13 protein-coding genes and 3 pseudogenes are annotated in these 15,635 nt (G+C 67.5%); 8 read left to right on the top strand and 8 right to left on the bottom strand.

Translation table 11 applies throughout. From position 1 onward, the window contains the following. Positions 1-49: 49 nt before the first annotated feature. Positions 50-988 carry a tRNA (adenosine(37)-N6)-dimethylallyltransferase MiaA gene (miaA, locus tag ACFYXH_RS37825; RefSeq protein WP_389573126.1) on the bottom strand — a complete coding sequence of 313 codons (939 nt, stop codon included), beginning with the start codon at positions 986-988 and terminating at the stop codon, positions 50-52. 182 nt (positions 989-1,170) lie between these two features. Here miaA and ACFYXH_RS37820 point away from each other — a divergent pair, with 182 nt between their 5' ends. Both ACFYXH_RS37820 and ACFYXH_RS37815 read left to right on the top strand, forming a co-directional pair. Next, a complete protein-coding gene (locus ACFYXH_RS37820; protein ID WP_389573123.1) occupies positions 1,171-1,446 on the top strand; it encodes a hypothetical protein in 276 nt (91 codons plus the stop codon). Between the two features lie 33 nt (positions 1,447-1,479). Beyond that, positions 1,480-1,716 (top strand): antitoxin, encoded by a 237-nt coding sequence (locus tag ACFYXH_RS37815; protein ID WP_327326467.1) that lies wholly within the window; start codon positions 1,480-1,482, stop codon positions 1,714-1,716. 165 nt (positions 1,717-1,881) lie between these two features. Here the strand turns inward: ACFYXH_RS37815 and ACFYXH_RS37810 are convergent, their stop codons facing one another. Beyond that, entirely contained in the window at positions 1,882-2,589 is a 708-nt protein-coding gene (locus ACFYXH_RS37810; RefSeq protein ID WP_389573120.1) for a class III extradiol dioxygenase subunit B-like domain-containing protein, read from the bottom strand. A gap of 83 nt (positions 2,590-2,672) precedes the next feature. Further along, positions 2,673-4,163, bottom strand: a complete 1,491-nt coding sequence (gene miaB / locus ACFYXH_RS37805; RefSeq protein ID WP_389573117.1) for a tRNA (N6-isopentenyl adenosine(37)-C2)-methylthiotransferase MiaB — start codon at positions 4,161-4,163, stop codon at positions 2,673-2,675. Positions 4,164-4,262: 99 nt separating this feature from the next. Here miaB and ACFYXH_RS37800 point away from each other — a divergent pair, with 99 nt between their 5' ends. Further along, positions 4,263-5,261, top strand: coding sequence for a TAXI family TRAP transporter solute-binding subunit (locus tag ACFYXH_RS37800; RefSeq protein WP_389573114.1), 999 nt, complete (start codon positions 4,263-4,265; stop codon positions 5,259-5,261). A 75-nt stretch (positions 5,262-5,336) separates the two neighbouring features. Here ACFYXH_RS37800 and ACFYXH_RS37795 read toward each other — a convergent pair whose 3' ends face one another. Then, the gene (locus tag ACFYXH_RS37795; protein WP_385303627.1) at positions 5,337-6,728 is read right to left on the bottom strand and encodes a sensor histidine kinase; all 1,392 of its coding nucleotides are present in this window, start codon (positions 6,726-6,728) and stop codon (positions 5,337-5,339) included. 15 nt (positions 6,729-6,743) lie between these two features. Beyond that, positions 6,744-7,451: a response regulator transcription factor gene (locus ACFYXH_RS37790; protein WP_389573111.1), complete on the bottom strand. Its 708-nt coding sequence runs from the start codon at positions 7,449-7,451 to the stop codon at positions 6,744-6,746. 252 nt (positions 7,452-7,703) lie between these two features. On the opposite strand from ACFYXH_RS37790, the gene ACFYXH_RS37785 reads away from it, so the two are divergent. The 4 genes from ACFYXH_RS37785 to ACFYXH_RS37770 all read left to right on the top strand — a co-directional run bounded on the left by ACFYXH_RS37785 (position 7,704) and on the right by ACFYXH_RS37770 (position 11,155). Next, positions 7,704-8,489, top strand: coding sequence for an amino acid ABC transporter ATP-binding protein (locus tag ACFYXH_RS37785; protein WP_362688958.1), 786 nt, complete (start codon positions 7,704-7,706; stop codon positions 8,487-8,489). Between the two features lie 51 nt (positions 8,490-8,540). Next, on the top strand, positions 8,541-9,464 hold the full coding sequence (locus tag ACFYXH_RS37780) for a glutamate ABC transporter substrate-binding protein (protein ID WP_389573107.1): 924 nt from the start codon (positions 8,541-8,543) through the stop codon (positions 9,462-9,464). Positions 9,465-9,566: 102 nt separating this feature from the next. Beyond that, on the top strand, positions 9,567-10,214 hold the full coding sequence (locus tag ACFYXH_RS37775; protein WP_389573104.1) for an amino acid ABC transporter permease: 648 nt from the start codon (positions 9,567-9,569) through the stop codon (positions 10,212-10,214). After that, positions 10,211-11,155: an amino acid ABC transporter permease gene (locus ACFYXH_RS37770; protein ID WP_389573101.1), complete on the top strand. Its 945-nt coding sequence runs from the start codon at positions 10,211-10,213 to the stop codon at positions 11,153-11,155. Before ACFYXH_RS37775 ends, ACFYXH_RS37770 begins: the two co-directional genes overlap by 4 nt. 303 nt (positions 11,156-11,458) lie before the next feature. On the opposite strand, the pseudogene ACFYXH_RS37765 reads toward ACFYXH_RS37770, so the two are convergent. Further along, positions 11,459-11,632: pseudogene (locus ACFYXH_RS37765) on the bottom strand (transposase); the annotation flags it as partial. A 101-nt stretch (positions 11,633-11,733) separates the two neighbouring features. On the opposite strand from ACFYXH_RS37765, the pseudogene ACFYXH_RS37760 reads away from it, so the two are divergent. After that, a pseudogene (locus tag ACFYXH_RS37760) lies at positions 11,734-13,329 on the top strand (IS701 family transposase). Between the two features lie 218 nt (positions 13,330-13,547). Here the strand turns inward: ACFYXH_RS37760 and ACFYXH_RS37755 are convergent. Continuing rightward, positions 13,548-13,901 (bottom strand): hypothetical protein, encoded by a 354-nt coding sequence (locus ACFYXH_RS37755; RefSeq protein ID WP_389573098.1) that lies wholly within the window; start codon positions 13,899-13,901, stop codon positions 13,548-13,550. 1,043 nt (positions 13,902-14,944) lie between these two features. Beyond that, positions 14,945-15,388 (bottom strand): annotated as a pseudogene (locus tag ACFYXH_RS37750) (transposase); the annotation flags it as partial. Positions 15,389-15,635: the final 247 nt, after the last annotated feature.

The raw sequence follows: 15,635 nt of genomic DNA, 5'->3' as shown, positions 1-15,635 counted from the left end.
CTCCAGGGTGCCGAAATGGCTGGCAGAGCGTCCCGATGCCATCACGTGATCAGGCTGTGACCGCTCGTTCGACCAACGCCAGCGCCAGGTGCGGAAGTTCCGCCCTGTGCTGGGCGGCGCCGCTCAGCCAGTGCACCCGCGGGTCCCGCCGGAACCAGGAGTCCTGGCGGCGCGCGAAGCGCTTCGTGGCGCGCACGGTCTCCTCGCGCGCCTCCTGGTCCGTGCACTCCCCCACGAGCGCCGTGAGCACCTGCTGGTAGCCGAGCGCACGTGAGGCCGTGCGCCCCTCGCGCAGACCTTGCGCCTCCAGCGCACGCACTTCGTCGACGAGACCCGCCTCCCACATCCGGTCGACCCGCAGCGCGATGCGCTCGTCGAGCTCGGGGCGTGCGACGTCGACGCCGATCTGGACGGTGTCGTACACGGCGTCATGACCGGGAAGGTTGGCGGTGAAGGGCTTGCCGGTGATCTCGATGACCTCGAGCGCCCGGACGATGCGGCGGCCGTTGCTGGGCAGGATCGCGCTGCCGGCCTCCGGGTCGGCGGTGGCGAGCCGGGCGTGCAGCGCGCCGGAGCCGTGCTGGGTCAGCTCCTCCTCGAGCCGGGCACGGATCTCCGGGTCGGTGCCGGGGAATTCGAGGGCGTCGATGGCACCGCGTACGTAGAGCCCGGAGCCACCGACGAGCACGGGTGTACGGCCTTCGGCGAGCAGCCGGTCGATCTCCACCCTGGCCAGCCTCTGATACTCGGCCACGCTCGCGGCCTCGGTGACGTCCCAGATGTCCAGGAGCCGGTGCGGGACGCCACCGCGCTCGTCGGTCGTCAGCTTGGCGGTACCGATGTCCATCCCTCGGTAGAGCTGCATGGAGTCGGCGTTGACGACGTCACCGCCCAACCGCTGGGCCAGGAAAACGCCCAGATCGGACTTTCCGGCCGCGGTGGGACCGACGATGGCGATGACCCGCGGTGCGGGAGCTGCACTTCTCACTGCCCCAGTCTCGCAAACCCGCAGGCATGTCCCCGAACGAGCGAGGTGACGGCACAGGGGCGGGTTCGTTGCCTGTTGCGAGGTTCCGAACGCCGGTTTTTGGGCCGGTGCCCGCGGGCGGCGCAATGGAACGCCCCGGGCGGCGCGGAACTTCGCCCACACGAGTAGGCTATGGAGCAGATATGGGCGTTTTTTCACGATTTCGTCGTAAGTCCAAGACGACTGCCGAGACGTCAACCGAGGAGGCGGCTGTCAGCACTCTGACAGCCGAGTCCCCGGTTGAGGCGGATTCCGATTCCGAAGCGTCGAAGGACGCGGCGGCCGAGGTCACCGAAGCCGAAGAGGCTGAGGTCGCCGAGGCGGCTGAGGCCACGGCTGCCGAAGGCGTGGAGATTCCGAAGCAGCAGTCGGCCGAGGAGGCGGCGGACAACGAAGCCGGAGAGGGCGCCCGCAAGTAGTCCCCGGCGAGGGAACACGAGGGAAGGTGACCCATGGGCTTCAAGGACACGCTGAAAGCCAAGCTCACCCCGGCCAAGGACAAGGTCTCTGACCTCGCGCAGCAGCACGGTGGCAAGATCGAGCACGGTCTGGAGAGAGCCGCCAAGACGGTCGATCAAAAGACCAAGGGCAAGTACAGCAGCAAGATCGAGACTGGCACCGGCAAAGCCAAGAACGCCCTGGGCCGCATCGCCCACAAGGACGATGGCACGACGCCTCCGGCTTCCTGACATCACCGGCGGGCGGCCGCGGAGCTCTTCGCTCCGCGGCCGCCCGCCGATGTACGTCTCCGCTCGACGTCCTCGTTACGTCACGCCTCTACATCTTCGTCACGACCGCCACGACCGGGCGGCTTGCGGCTCTGGGTCCGCTACGACGGGGCGGCTTTACGTCCACTAGGACCAGGCGGCGACGAAGTAGCCGACGCCGTACGGGGCGTCCTCGTACAGCAGCTGTCCGGCCAGTCCCGCGTTCTCCGCGGCTCCCGCCAGCACCTGCCACGGAGCGCGGCCCGCCGCCTTGAGTTCGTACGCCAGTGACTCGTCCAGCGCCTTGAGCGCCTCGACATCGGCGGCGCCCAGCGCACGGGCGGTCTGTCCGTCGAAGTCCGCGGCCCGCTCGTCGAGATAGCCGGGGGCCTTGAGCGTGCGGCAGGCGCTGCCGTCACCCATCACCAGCAGCGCGACGCGGTCCGCCCTGGCGGCCAGTTCCCGACCGACAGCCACGCAGCGCTCACCGGCGAGCGGCTCGCCGACGCCGAGGCCCTCCACCGGGGCGTCCGCCCACCGGGCGCGGGAGAGCAACCAGGCGCCGACGGCCAGCGAGGGCGGCAGCGGCCGTTCCTGGACCTCGCCCGCTCCGAGCCGTACGTCGAGGTCCACACCGAACCCGTGGAAGGATCCGGTCGCGCCCGCGAGGTGCGGGCCGCGGCCGTCCTGCTCGGCAGGTCCGAGCACGACGAGCAGATCGGGCCGGGCGGCGGCGAGCACCCCGAGCGCATCGGCACACGCGGTCCGCGCGGTGTCGAGTTCCGGGGCGGCCCCGGCGGCGACGTCCGGGACCAGCAGCGGCGGACAGGGGCAGACGGCTGCGGCGACAAGCATGATCGCCAGCGTAGTCCGTACTCAGCCCGTCGCTCTTGCCGGCGGGCCTTCCAGCGGGCTGTCCGCCGTCCGCGGGTGGTCCGTCAGTCGCAGCCGCACCCGGGCGCCTGAGCCGCCGGCAGCGGCTCGGGTGCGCCGATCTTCGGCAGGCCCAGCATCACGCCGGCCGGCTTCGCGGCCGCCGCGGCATTGCGCTTCTCCCAGGCGTCGCCCGCGCGGGTGGGACGTACGGAGTGCACAGCGCCCTCGGCGAGCAGGTGGTGCGGCGCGGCATACGTGATCTCGACAGTCACCACATCGCCCGGGCGCACTTCCTCGTCCGGCTTGGTGAAGTGCACCAGGCGGTTGTCGGGGGCGCGCCCCGAAAGGCGGTGGGTGGCGCCGTCCTTGCGGCCCTCGCCCTCGGCGACCATGACCTCCAGCGTCCGGCCGACCTGCCTCTTGTTCTCCTCCCAGGAAATCTCCTCCTGGAGGGCGACCAGGCGCAGATAGCGCTCCTGGACGACCTCCTTGGAGATCTGCCCCTCCATGGTGGCCGCCGGGGTGCCGGGGCGCTTGGAGTACTGGAAGGTGAAGGCGTTCGCGAAGCGCGCCTCGCGCACCGTGTGCATCGTCTGCTCGAAGTCCTCCTCGGTCTCGCCGGGGAAGCCCACGATGATGTCGGTGGAGATGGCGGCGTGCGGAATGGCCGCGCGCACCTTCTCGATGATTCCGAGGAAACGCTCCTGCCGGTACGAGCGGCGCATCGCCTTCAGGATCGTGTCCGAACCCGACTGCAGCGGCATGTGCAGCTGCGGCATGACGTTCGGGGTCTCGGCCATCGCCGCGATCACGTCGTCCGTGAAGTCACGCGGATGCGGCGAGGTGAAGCGGACCCGCTCCAGACCGTCGATCTTTCCGCAGGCGCGCAGCAGCTTGGAGAACGCCTCGCGGTCGCCGATGTCGGAGCCGTACGCATTGACGTTCTGGCCGAGCAGGGTGATCTCGGAAACGCCCTCGGCGACAAGCGCCTCCACCTCGGCCAGGATGTCGCCGGGCCGGCGGTCCTTCTCCTTGCCCCGCAGCGCCGGGACGATACAGAAGGTGCAGGTGTTGTTGCAGCCGACCGAGATGGAGACCCACGCCGCGTAGGCGGACTCACGGCGGGTCGGCAGCGTCGAGGGAAAGGCCTCGAGCGACTCCGCGATCTCGACCTGCGCCTCTTCCTGGATACGGGCGCGCTCCAGCAGCATCGGCAGCTTGCCGATGTTGTGCGTACCGAAGACGACGTCCACCCACGGCGCCTTGGTCACGATGGTGTCGCGGTCCTTCTGGGCCAGGCAGCCGCCGACGGCGATCTGCATCCCGGGCCGCTTGGTCTTCATCGGCGCGAGCCGGCCGAGATTGCCGTACAGCTTGTTGTCGGCGTTCTCCCGCACCGCGCAGGTGTTGAAGACGACGACATCGGCGTCACCGTCGGCACCCTCGGGCGCGCGCACATAGCCTGCGTCCTCCAGCAGGCCCGACAGCCGCTCGGAGTCGTGGACGTTCATCTGGCACCCGTAGGTGCGCACCTCGTAAGTTTTCGCACTCATCGCGCCCACCAGGGTACGGGGTCGTACCGACGCTCCGCCCCTCCCTTCCGCGAGGGAGGGCCTGGCCATTACAGGGAGTGAGCTGGCAGGATCGCGGCCATGTTCCCGGCCCTGTCCCGCATCAGCCGCCGCCGTGCCCTGCAGGGGTCGGCCGCTGCCCTGGTGGTGTTCGGGCTGCTGCTGTGGTGGCTGCTGCCCTTCGGCGAGACCTCGCCGCGCGGGACGCTGACCTTCAGCACCGGTTCGCAGAGCGGCGTCTATCAGCGGTACGGCGTGCTGCTGAAGGACGCACTCGCCCATGACCTGCCGGATGTGAAGATCGATCTGCGAACCAGTGAGGGCTCGCAGCAGAATCTGGCGCGGGTGGCCGCAGGCGAGGCCGACTTCACCATCGCCACGGCCGACGCCGTCGCCAAGTACAAGCGGGACGGCAAGCCGGGCGCCGCCCGGCTGCGCGGCTGTGCCCGGCTGTACGACGACTATGTGCAGCTCATCGTGCCGCGCGGCTCGCCGGTGATGTCGGTCCGGGATCTGCGCGACAAGCGGGTGGGCATCGGGCAGGAGGGGTCGGGTGTGCGGCTGGTCGCCGAGCGACTGCTGAGGGCCTCAGGGATCGATCCGACGCGGGACATCACTCCGGTCCCGGCCGGAATCGACACGGTGCCCGGGCGGCTCGAAGCCGGCGAGCTCGATGCCTTCTTCTGGTCGGGCGGCCTGCCGACGGCGGCCGTCGAAGAGCTGTCCGCGCGCTTCCAGATCCGGCTGGTCCCGCTGGAGGCCGATCTCGTCGAGAAGCTGCACGCCACAGGCGAGTCGACCAGCTACTACCGCTCCGCGGTGATGCCCGCCGACGCCTATCTCCAGGCGCAGAGCGGCGTGCCCGTGCCGACCGTGGCGGTGGCGAATCTGCTGGTCACCACGGACCGGATGGATCCGGCGATGACCGAGGGCTTCACCCGTACGGTGATCAACAGCCGGGACCGTATCGGCAATACGGTGCACCCTGCCCAGCTGGTGGATCTGCGGACCGCGGTCTACACGGATCCGCTGCCGCTGCACGAAGGCGCCCAGCGCTACTACCGCTCGGTCAAGCCGTAGCCCTGGCTGGGCGGCCGTCGTCGCCGACCGGTCAGGCCATCGTCGCCGACCGGTCAGGCCGTCGATACCGCCCGGTCAGGCCGTAGGAGACGTACGCGGGACAGTGACGGTCACCCGCAGTCCGCGCGGCTCGTGATGCGCATACGCGATCGAGCCGCCGCCCGCCGTCAGCAACGCGCGCGAGATGGACAGGCCCAGGCCGGAGCCCTTGACGTTCTGGTGGCGGCCGCTGCGCCAGAAGCGGTCGCCGATTCGGGCCAGCTCCTCGTCGGTCAGACCCGGACCTCCGTCGGTGATCACCACCGTGGAGCTCTCACCGTTGGAGGCGACCGAGACCGTGACCTCCTCGCCCTGGGGCGTGAACTTCAGGGCATTGTCGATCACCGCGTCCAGTGCGCTGGACAACGCGACCGGATCGGCCCAGGCGGTGACCGCGGCGCCGTGTCCGGTCAGCCGGACGCCCTTCTCCTCGGCGAGGGGGCGCCAGGCCGCGACCCGCTCGGCGGCCAGTTCGCCGATATCGGTGAGCTGAAGATCCGCGGAGGCGTGCTCGGCCAGCGCCAGGTCCAGCAGGTCGTCGAGGACCTGGGCGAGGCGCTTGCCCTCGGTGCGGACCGAGGCGATCTCCTCGTTGCCCGCGGGGAGTTCGAGTGCAAGGAGCTCGATCCGGAGCAGCAGTGCGGCGAGCGGGTTGCGCAGCTGGTGGGAGGCGTCGGCGACGAACGCCCGCTGCTGTTCGAGGACTTCTTCGACATTGTCGGCCATCTCGTTGAACGAACGGGCCAGGCGCCGGAGTTCCGGAGGTCCGCTCGCCGCCGCGACACGTGAGTTCATCTGCCCGGTCGCGATGTCGTGGGTGGCCGCGTCCAGGATGCGTACCGGCCGCAGCACCCAGCCCGTGAGGCGGAAGGCAGCGCCGACGGCCAGCAGCATCGCCGCGCCCTCGCCTGCCGCGATCAGCAGCCACCCCTGCAGCACGCGTGAACGCAGCTGGCCGGTGGGCGAGTCCGTGAACACCACGGCCACGACGTCCCCGTCCCGTACGACCGGTGAGGCGACGACGAGCCGGCCGCCCTGCTGCCACGGCCAGACCTGCGGCGGGTCATGGCTGCGCCGCCCCGACAGCGCCTCTTCGAAGGCCTGTCGGCCCTGGCCACTCAACGGCACGGACCAGGTCTCGGGGGCGCGTGCCATGGCGTCGCTGTCGCGGTAGAAGACGCCCGCACTGATGCCGTAGGTGTCGTGGTATCGGTCGAGCTGCTCCTGGAGCGTGGAGCGCCGCTCGTCGGCACCCGAGCGATCGGTGACGAACTGCGCGAGCGCCGCGAAGCGCACCGTGTCGTCGATCCGGTCGACGACGACCCGCTGTTGCTGTGCGGCGGCCACGCTCACGGCGAGCGGGAAGCCGAGCGCGAGCAACACGCCCGCCATGAGGACGATGAGCAGCGGGAGAAGTCGGGTACGCACAGGGAGTTACGGGCCTTACGCGCCGACGGGAACGACGAGGCGGTAGCCGACGCCGCGCACGGTCTCGATCAGGGCGGGCATGCGGAGCTTGGAGCGCAGGGACGCGACATGCACCTCGAGCGTGCGGCCGGTCCCTTCCCAACTGGTCCGCCACACCTCGCTGATGATCTGCTCCCGGCGGAAGACGACCCCCGGCCGCTGCGCGAGCAGGGCCAGCAGGTCGAACTCCTTGCGGGTCAGCTGCACCGTCGCACCGTCGACACTGACGCGGCGGGTGGGCAGTTCGATGATGACCGGGCCGAGCCGCAGCGCGTGATCGGCAGTGGCCGTAGCAGCGTCGTCTCCGGGCGCGGTACGCCGGCTGACGGCGTGGATGCGCGCGAGCAGCTCACCGGTGTCGTACGGCTTGACGACATAGTCGTCGGCCCCGAGGTTGAGCCCGTGTATCCGGGATCGGACGTCGGCCCGCGCGGTCACCATGATCACAGGGATCGAAGTGAGCTTCCTGATCTTGCCACAGACCTGGTAGCCGTCCTGGTCGGGCAGCCCCAGATCCAGCAGGACGACCCCGAAAGGCGGCTTGTGCGGATGCGTCGCGGGCAGCACGGCCTGCAGCGCCTCCTCGCCGTTGCGAGCGTGCACCACTTCGAAGCCGTGCCTTGCGAGCACGGCGGAGAGGGCGGCGGCGACATGGTCGTCGTCCTCGACGAGCAGCAGTCTCATGGCCCCCCTCCGGTCGTGCGGTCTTCTCCGATGTACCTGGGCATCAAGGCCGATTGTCGCCCAGACAGTCAAGAGGCACCCCGTTACATGTCGGTTTCCGTTACCCACCCGGTACGCCGATCACCTCCCCGTTCACGCATAGTGTCCGGTTGCAGCCGGATCGTTATCCTCAATTTCCGCTCAGATGTAATGACGCTGGTCGCACTAGGTGAATAGGGTCCTGCCAACCGAGGAGGACGGAGCAAGAAGCCGATGAGCGGAGTTTCAGTGACCAAGGGCGCCGAAGACGCTGTGCCCACCGCGGGCGACCTGGTCGTGCTGAGCAACGTCAACAAGCACTTCGGCGCGCTGCATGTGCTCCAGGACATCGACCTGACCATCGCCCGTGGCGAGGTCGTGGTCGTCATCGGGCCCTCCGGGTCCGGGAAGTCCACGCTGTGCCGCACGATCAACCGCTTGGAGACGATCGACTCAGGTGCGATCTCGATCGACGGCAAGCCGCTGCCCGATGAGGGCAAGGAGCTGGCCAGGCTGCGTGCCGACGTGGGGATGGTCTTCCAGTCGTTCAACCTCTTCGCGCACAAGACGGTGCTCGAGAACGTGATGCTGGGCCAGCTCAAGGTCCGCAAGATGGACAAGAAGGCTGCCGAGGAGAAGGCGCGCGCCCTGCTCGACCGGGTCGGCGTGGCCACGCAGGCGGACAAGTACCCGTCCCAGCTCTCCGGTGGTCAGCAGCAACGTGTCGCCATCGCACGGGCGTTGGCGATGGATCCCAAGGTGATGCTCTTCGACGAGCCGACCTCCGCGCTCGACCCCGAGATGATCAATGAGGTGCTGGAGGTCATGCAGCAGCTCGCCCGCGACGGAATGACCATGGTCGTCGTCACCCATGAGATGGGATTCGCGCGCTCGGCCGCCAACCGGGTCGTGTTCATGGCCGACGGCAAGATCGTCGAAGAGGCCACGCCCGACAACTTCTTCAGCAACCCGCGCAGTGACCGCGCCAAGGACTTCCTGTCGAAGATCCTGCACCACTGAGTCCCGGATCAGCTGATCACCCACATCGCGTCAACCCAGGGGAAAGTCACCATGAAGCTTCGCAAGGTCACCGCCGCTTCGGCCGCTGTGCTCTCACTCGCGCTGGCCGCCACCGCATGTGGCGGGAAGGAAGGTTCGGCGGGGGACAAGCAGTCCGCCAAGCCGGGTGGCGAGGGCGCCCCCAAGCTCCCGACGTACACGGTCGCCAAGGACGTGAACCTCGACTCGCCGACCTTCAAGGAAGCCAAGAAGCGCGGCAAGATCATCATCGGCTCCAAGGCCGACCAGCCCTACCTCGGCTTCGAGGACCAGGCGACCAAGAAGCGCTCGGGCTTCGACATCGAGATCGCCAAGCTGGTCGCCGCCGATCTGGGCTTCAGCGAAGACCAGATCGAGTGGAAGACCGTTGACTCCGGCGTCCGCGAGACCGCGATCTCCAGGGGCCAGGTCGACTACTACGTCGGCACCTACACAATCAACGACAAGCGCAAGAAGCTCGTCGGCTTCGCTGGTCCGTACTACAAGGCCGGCGCCGACCTCCTGGTCCGCAAGGACGACACGTCGATCACCGGCAAGGACTCTGTCAAGGGCAAGAAGGTCTGCTCGATCGTCGGCTCCACCCCGCTCCAGGAGATCAAGAAGCCGGAGTACGGCGCGAACGTCGTCGAGCTCGCCAAGTACTCCGACTGCGTCCAGCAGCTACTCACCAAGCAGGTCGACGCAGTCACCACCGATGACTCGATCCTCAAGGGCTACGCCGCCGCCAACTCAGGCAAGCTCAAGGTAGTGGGCAAGCCTTTCACCGAGGAGCCGTACGGCGTCGGCATGAACAAGGACGACAAGGTCCTGCGTGAGGCAGTCAACAAGTCGCTCAAGACGCACATCGAGGACGGCACGTACAAGAAGATCTACGAGGCGACCCTGGGCCTGTCCGGCTCCCATTACGTCGAGCCGCCTGCCATCGTCCGCTACTGACCATCGCCGCTACCTAGCACCGCTCGCTGAAGCGCCCCGTACCCGTGTATGGGGCGCTCCGCCCCTTGCCCTCCAGCCGCTGACCGCCGACGCGGAGACCTCATGAACGTACTGCTCGACAACTTCCCAGCATTCCGTGACGGCTTCATAGGAACCCTGTCGATCACGCTCTTCAGCTCCGCCATCGCGCTGGTACTCGGCATCGTCATCGCCGGCTTCAGGGTCTCCCCCGTCCCGCCGCTGCGCTATTTCGGCACGGCTTGGGTCACGCTGCTGCGTAACACCCCGCTCACTCTGCTCTTCCTGATCTCCGCGTTCGTCGTGCCCGAGGTCCTTTTTCCGGGAATGAGCGCGTACGTCCTCGGCTCCCTGGCGCTAGGCTGCTACACCTCGGCGTTCGTCTGCGAGGCCGTCAGGTCCGGCATCAACACTGTCCCGCTCGGCCAGGCCGAGGCTGCCCGCTCGATCGGGATGACCTTCTCCAAGACGCTGCGGCTGATCGTGCTCCCCCAGGCGACGCGGACCGTTCTGCCGCCGTTGAGCAGCATCTTCATCGCCCTCACCAAGAACTCCGCGATCGCTGGCGCCTTCAGCGTCACCGAACTCTTCGGCTGGCAGAAGGTGTTGAGCGACCAGGGTTACGACATCGTCCCCATCTTCATCTGGGTCGCCCTCGGCTATCTAGTCATCACCTTCACAATCAGCGGCATCTTCCGTCTTCTTGAGCGCCGACTGGAGGTCGCCCGATGAGTGCCAGTGTTCTCTACGACGCACCGGGCCCCAAGGCCGTCGTACGCAACCGGATCTACGCCGTCGTCGGCACCCTCGCCATCCTCGCGCTGATCGTGGTCAGCGTACTGCGACTGTCCGACAAGGGGCATCTCGCTCCTGAAATGTGGGACATCTTCAACTATGCGGGCATCCGGCAGAACATCGCCGACGCCATCGTCGCCACCCTCAAGGCCTTCGGCCTGGCCGCAGTGGGCTCACTGGTGCTGGGTGTGGTCCTGGCCGTCGGTCGGCTCTCCGACCACAAGCCGGTCTCTTGGCTGGCAACCGGCTTCATCGAGCTGTTCCGCTCCATCCCGCTGCTGATCACGATCTACGCCGTCTGGGTGGGCTTCCTCACCGACTACTCGATGTGGGCGCTGGCACTGGGCCTGTCGATCTACAACGGCTGTGTCCAGGCCGAGGTGCTGCGGGCCGGCATCAACTCCGTGCCCAAGGGGCAGAGGGAGGCCGCGTACGCCTTGGGAATGAGCAAGACCCAGGTGATGGTCAGCGTGCTGATCCCACAGGCCGTTCGGGCAATGCTGCCGACGATCATCAGCCAACTTGTGGTGACCCTCAAGGACACCTCGCTCGGGTTTATCATTCTGTACCCTGAACTGCTCCAGACCGCGCGGCTGATCGCCAGCAACACTCAGGTCAACGGCCAGTACCCGTACGTCTCGACGATCATCGTCATCGGCACGATCTATGTGGCGATGTGTCTGGCGCTTTCTGCGCTCGCCACCTGGATCGAGAAGCGAGGGCGACGCGCCAAGAGCGGGATAGCGACGGCAGCGGCCGTGGAGCCCGCTGAGGCTCCGGGGGTTCTCGACACCTCCGGTGGCCCGCTCGGACCGCACGTCGAAGGTGGAACAGCTCCACTCAGGGATCCCGAAGGCCCGCAGACACAGGCCGACTGACAGTCCATCCGGACGATCAGCAAGGACGGCGGGCGGCAAACCACTTATGCCGCCCGCCGTTCTTCGTTCCCGCGGGTGCATGGTCGGCCGGCTCGACGGCGACGCCACCAGGCGGCTCCTTCTGCAGGTCCCCCTTTTGACCGCTCCGGCGGCGTGCTGGTGGGCCCGGCAGACGGTGGAGTCGACGTTCACGTCCCACGTGATCAGTCCCTTCGCGTCCGCCTCGGCCTGGAGGTGGGTGACGATCTGGGCCCAGGTGCTGTCCCGCTGCCAGCGCCTGAACAGGTAGTAGACCCGGTCCCACGATCCGTACCGCTCGGGCACGTCCCGCCACAGGGCGCCGGTCCGGGTCCGCCACCGTATGCCGTCTATCAACTGCCGCCGGGTCCACACCCGTGGACGGCCCAGCTTGATGCCCTGCGGCAGCAACGGCTCCAGCCGGGCCCACTGGTCGCTCGTCAGATCACCACACCCCACGGCACGCGATCATCCCCTCCCAAGATCCACTTTCGCAACAGGCCCTAGTAGGACTCCGTTAGGTCCTTTGCCTGGTTGAGGGTGCGGGGCACGGTGGATGGATGGACGTGCGACAAGTCGAGTATCTGCGGGCGGAGTTATCGGGGTTCGTGGCGGATGTGTTCGCCTCGGTGCCACGAAAGGACCAGCGGGTGAAGGGTGACTGCTATCTGCGGGGGCTGATGTTGGACGGGCGGCGCAAGTCGATCCAGCCGATGGCCGAGCGACTGCCGGACGGCAATGAGCAGAACCTGCAGCAGTTCGTGAACCAGTCCCCCTGGGATCCGGTGCCGGTCCGGGGGTGGATTGCGGAGCGGATGGTCCCGCTGATCGGTCCGGAGGCATGGGCGGTCGATGATCTGTCGTTCCCGACGGCCGGATGTCGGTAGCAGTCGCCCACCAGTACTGCGGCGCGCTTGGTAAGCAAGCTAACTGCCAGGTCGCGGTGAGCGTGCACGCGGTCATCGACACCGCGTCCTGTCCGTTGCAGTGGCGCCTGTTCGTGCCGCAGGAGTGGGCGGACAATGCCGGAGGGCGGCACAAGAGCGGGATACCTGAGGACATCGGGCACCGCGAGAAGTGGCGCCTGGCTCTGGACGTCCTGACGAGCTGGCCGGGTGGGGCCTGGTGCCGCCGATGCTGGTGGCCGATGCCGGCTACGGGCAGAACGCCGACTTCCGGGCCGGGCTGACCGACCGGGGCATCGGATATGTCGTCGCAGTCCGTTCGGATGTAACTGTCCACCCGCACGATGCGGTGCCCACCGCCCCGCTCTGGTCCGGCAACGGCCGCCGCCCGCAGCCCCGTTACCGCGACAAGCCGTCCTCGGTGGCCGCCCTGGCAACGGGCCAGGGACGGGAGGCTTTCACCGAGGTGACCTGGCGTGAAGGCTCACGCGGATACGCTCACGCCTTTTGGGCCTGCGGGTGCGTCCGGCCGGGGTGCGGGCCCGCTCTCTGGCCCAGGCTACCGTCACCACGCGCGACGGTCACTGAGACGGTGTCCTGCCCGACATCCGGCTGCTGGTCGAATGGCCCAAGGAAGCCGAAGCGCCCACCGACTACTGGCTGTCCAGCCTGCCCGGCACAGTCCCGGTCGCCGCCGGCCAGATCGTGGCCGCCCGCCGGGACCACGGCATCGACCTGCACGGGCCGATGGCCGCAGCACCGCAGCTTCGGCCGACGGCCCTTCGGGCAGGACGCGTTCACCATCGACTGGGACCGCGAGCGGGTGACCTAACGGGACTACGAGCACCCAGTTGGCACCACTGGCACTCGCAGCAGGGGCCTGCCCGTCATCCGGGTCCGATTCAAGCCGGCTGACTGCCGCCCCTGCCCGCACCTGCCCGCACCTGCCCGCACCTGCCCGCACCTGCGCGACTGTGTCAGCTCACCCACCGCCGTGAGCTCAACCTCCGGCACCGGGACGAACACGAAGCCGTCCAAGCAGTCCGGGCCGAACAGCGAACCGACACCCGGAAAGAGCGGTACAAGATCCGCGCCGGAGTCGAAGGCACCATCTCCCAAGGCGTCCAGCGCTGTGGACTGCGCAGATTCCGGCGTCGCCATCAACCTCACCGACACACCCCGGCCCGCACCGGCACCCGCCACTTCGCACGACTTCGCCCCGCCGAGGAACAACTCGACGGGGCGAAGTGATCAAGGCCTCGAACTAGCCAACAGCGTCAGCCCATCCAGTCCGGGGCCCGTCTCATACAGGCAGGTCTCCACGGCATGAGGCCAACGCACCCGTAGTGCGCGAACCTGCCACCGAGGCGGTCACCAAGAGGCGGGAGCCGGACCACACGGCAGGCATGTCGTCGGCGCGAGATCCCAGTTCGACTGATCAAGCCTGCCGACTGGTGAGCGGATGGCTTCTACGAGGCCTTCATCGTGATCCCCGCGGATGCGACGTGTGTCTCCGGCGGGCAGTAAACAAGAGACCAGCCGCTGGACACCCACTTCCCCGCTTCGCGCACGACGACACCGGTGCCGTCCCACCTCGCGCAATTCGCCACCGCCTTGTAGTGTCCGCCGTTACCCTTAGCGCAGCGGGCAGCCCCGCCGTTTATGAACACCTTGTTGTATTCGCAGCCCGTTGGCCAGCCCATCACGGTAACGGACTTATCGGCAGCAGACTCGTAGGCAGCCGCGGAGGCCGTGCCCTGAAATCCCAGAGCGAAGGTCGCCAGCGCACCGCCAGCAAGCAGTACCGATAATTGTTTCTTCATTCGTGCGAACCCTTTCTCGATTGACTCGTTCTAGGTCATGCCACGTGCAGTTGTCTCGATACCTGCACTCTTAGGAGACCTTTGTCTCGATACCTGCACTCTGAGTCTTGGTGGATCCCTGGCAGTACGCGATGGACCATCCGTACTTCTTCCAGGGGCCCTGGAACTGCTGCAGCGCCCCGGTTTCCGGATCCTTGCAAATTGCGAGAGCTCGGTAGGAACCACCATTGGAGCTAGTGCAAGTGCCCGCGGTTCGCCAACCATCAGCAACTTGATACTTGCAGCCGGCGGGCCGCCCCTTTAACTCGATACTGTCGGCTGATGCGGTGGCAGGTGCCGTAAGCGCAAGGCCGAGCATCGTGAACCCCATCAGGAGGATTCTAGGTGTCTTACGCACTGATTACCCCATTCCCTCAACTCAGGCTTACCGATGTGGAGTTGACGCCCACCAAAACTAAGATCCCCGCATGTCCGTGTCAACAGAGTTCCAAAATTTGAGCGAAACCTGAGGTTCGCGAGCGGCAATAGAGTTGCGTAAGATCTGATATGGATGGTGACATTCCAGTACTGGCATTTCCGACAGGCGTGATCTGGCCAACTGAGGCGAAAAAGAGGGTTGTTTATGGCGAATGCCAGCACATGGTTCCCCCCATATGAGGGAGACCATTGAGCCGCCACGGATACGCGCAGCAGCGTGCTCGCCCCCCCTTCCACGAGACGCCACTTACATGCTCGATGCAGCAGCCATAGCCATCCCGACAGGAGCTGCCAGCAACGTCGTTGCCTACCTGATCGCAGGGCACGCTGACACTCCGAACCCGGCTCCCCGCGATCTTCCAGCGTGGAACTGCACAGCAGCGGAGCGAGGCACGGCGGACGCTGGACGAGGACGCCTCCGCGCTGACACAGCAGACGGGCACACAGGCAGACGTCGCCGCACGGTGGGCCGGCTTCCTGACTGCTGTACTCGCCGCGTACCCCGACCCCCGGACGGATATCGAGGCTCTGGCCGCCGCCCAACCGTCCGACACGAAGTCGGCGGCCGGGCTGCTCGCGCCGGCCAGCTCCAAGACCCGCGTCCGCACTTCGGAACGTGCGCCTGGGATCGCCGCAAGGGCCTTCGGGCCGGACGCGGCGAGAGCGCCGACGAGACGGGAGACCGTCGGATCGGAGACCACCGGACCGAACACACCCGGCTCGGCCCGCAGCATGCCGACGTCGGCCAGACAGTCTCCGCCGAGTGCGACGGCCAGGGCCACATCCAGCAGGATCTTGCCCGGATCGTGCACGGCCCGCGGCTTGCGCCACGGTGCCAGTGCCGCCGATATCGCGCCGTCCAGGCCGGACTTGCGGACCGTCTCGACCGGCAGCACCGAGCCAGCCTGGGCAACCACCCCGCGACCGCCGCTCTCGACACGGACGCGCGGGTAGGACCCGCTACTCTTGTCGGGTAGCCGGAGTCCATTGCTGGACCCCGGCCCCCTCAGAACCGTACGTGCACGTCATCCGCGCATACGGCTCAAGCAAGCCTCAATGGCTCTCAGGTATGCAGAGTTTCCTCGCCGTTGTCCGCGTATGAGCGTAGACGGCAAACAGCGTGGGTGAGGCGGAGTTGAACCCCATCCGGCGTCTTCGTCCCCTAGGCAGTGTCCGGTCGATCATGAGCGGAGCCAGATGACGAGGGCTGCGGCGGTGACGGTGCCGAGGAAGACGTATCCGCGCTTGTCGTAACGA

It is taken from the genome of Streptomyces sp. NPDC002730 (assembly GCF_042888805.1).
Taxonomy (GTDB): Bacteria; Actinomycetota; Actinomycetes; order Streptomycetales; family Streptomycetaceae; genus Streptomyces.
Note: the sequence above shows the minus strand (reverse complement) of the source record. Positions and strands in the feature narration are given on the sequence as shown.

Bases quoted from the DNA above. Each gene is read 5' to 3' on its own strand.
- ACFYXH_RS37820 (WP_389573123.1), top strand. From the start codon at position 1,171: ATGGGCGTTTTTTCACGATTTCGTCGTAAGTCCAAGACGACTGCCGAG.
- ACFYXH_RS37815 (WP_327326467.1), top strand. From the start codon at position 1,480: ATGGGCTTCAAGGACACGCTGAAAGCCAAGCTCACCCCGGCCAAGGAC.
- ACFYXH_RS37810 (WP_389573120.1), bottom strand. From the start codon at position 2,589: ATGCTTGTCGCCGCAGCCGTCTGCCCCTGTCCGCCGCTGCTGGTCCCG.
- miaB (WP_389573117.1), bottom strand. From the start codon at position 4,163: ATGAGTGCGAAAACTTACGAGGTGCGCACCTACGGGTGCCAGATGAAC.
- ACFYXH_RS37800 (WP_389573114.1), top strand. From the start codon at position 4,263: ATGTTCCCGGCCCTGTCCCGCATCAGCCGCCGCCGTGCCCTGCAGGGG.
- ACFYXH_RS37790 (WP_389573111.1), bottom strand. From the start codon at position 7,451: ATGAGACTGCTGCTCGTCGAGGACGACGACCATGTCGCCGCCGCCCTC.
- ACFYXH_RS37785 (WP_362688958.1), top strand. From the start codon at position 7,704: ATGAGCGGAGTTTCAGTGACCAAGGGCGCCGAAGACGCTGTGCCCACC.
- ACFYXH_RS37780 (WP_389573107.1), top strand. From the start codon at position 8,541: ATGAAGCTTCGCAAGGTCACCGCCGCTTCGGCCGCTGTGCTCTCACTC.
- ACFYXH_RS37775 (WP_389573104.1), top strand. From the start codon at position 9,567: ATGAACGTACTGCTCGACAACTTCCCAGCATTCCGTGACGGCTTCATA.
- ACFYXH_RS37770 (WP_389573101.1), top strand. From the start codon at position 10,211: ATGAGTGCCAGTGTTCTCTACGACGCACCGGGCCCCAAGGCCGTCGTA.
- ACFYXH_RS37755 (WP_389573098.1), bottom strand. From the start codon at position 13,901: ATGAAGAAACAATTATCGGTACTGCTTGCTGGCGGTGCGCTGGCGACC.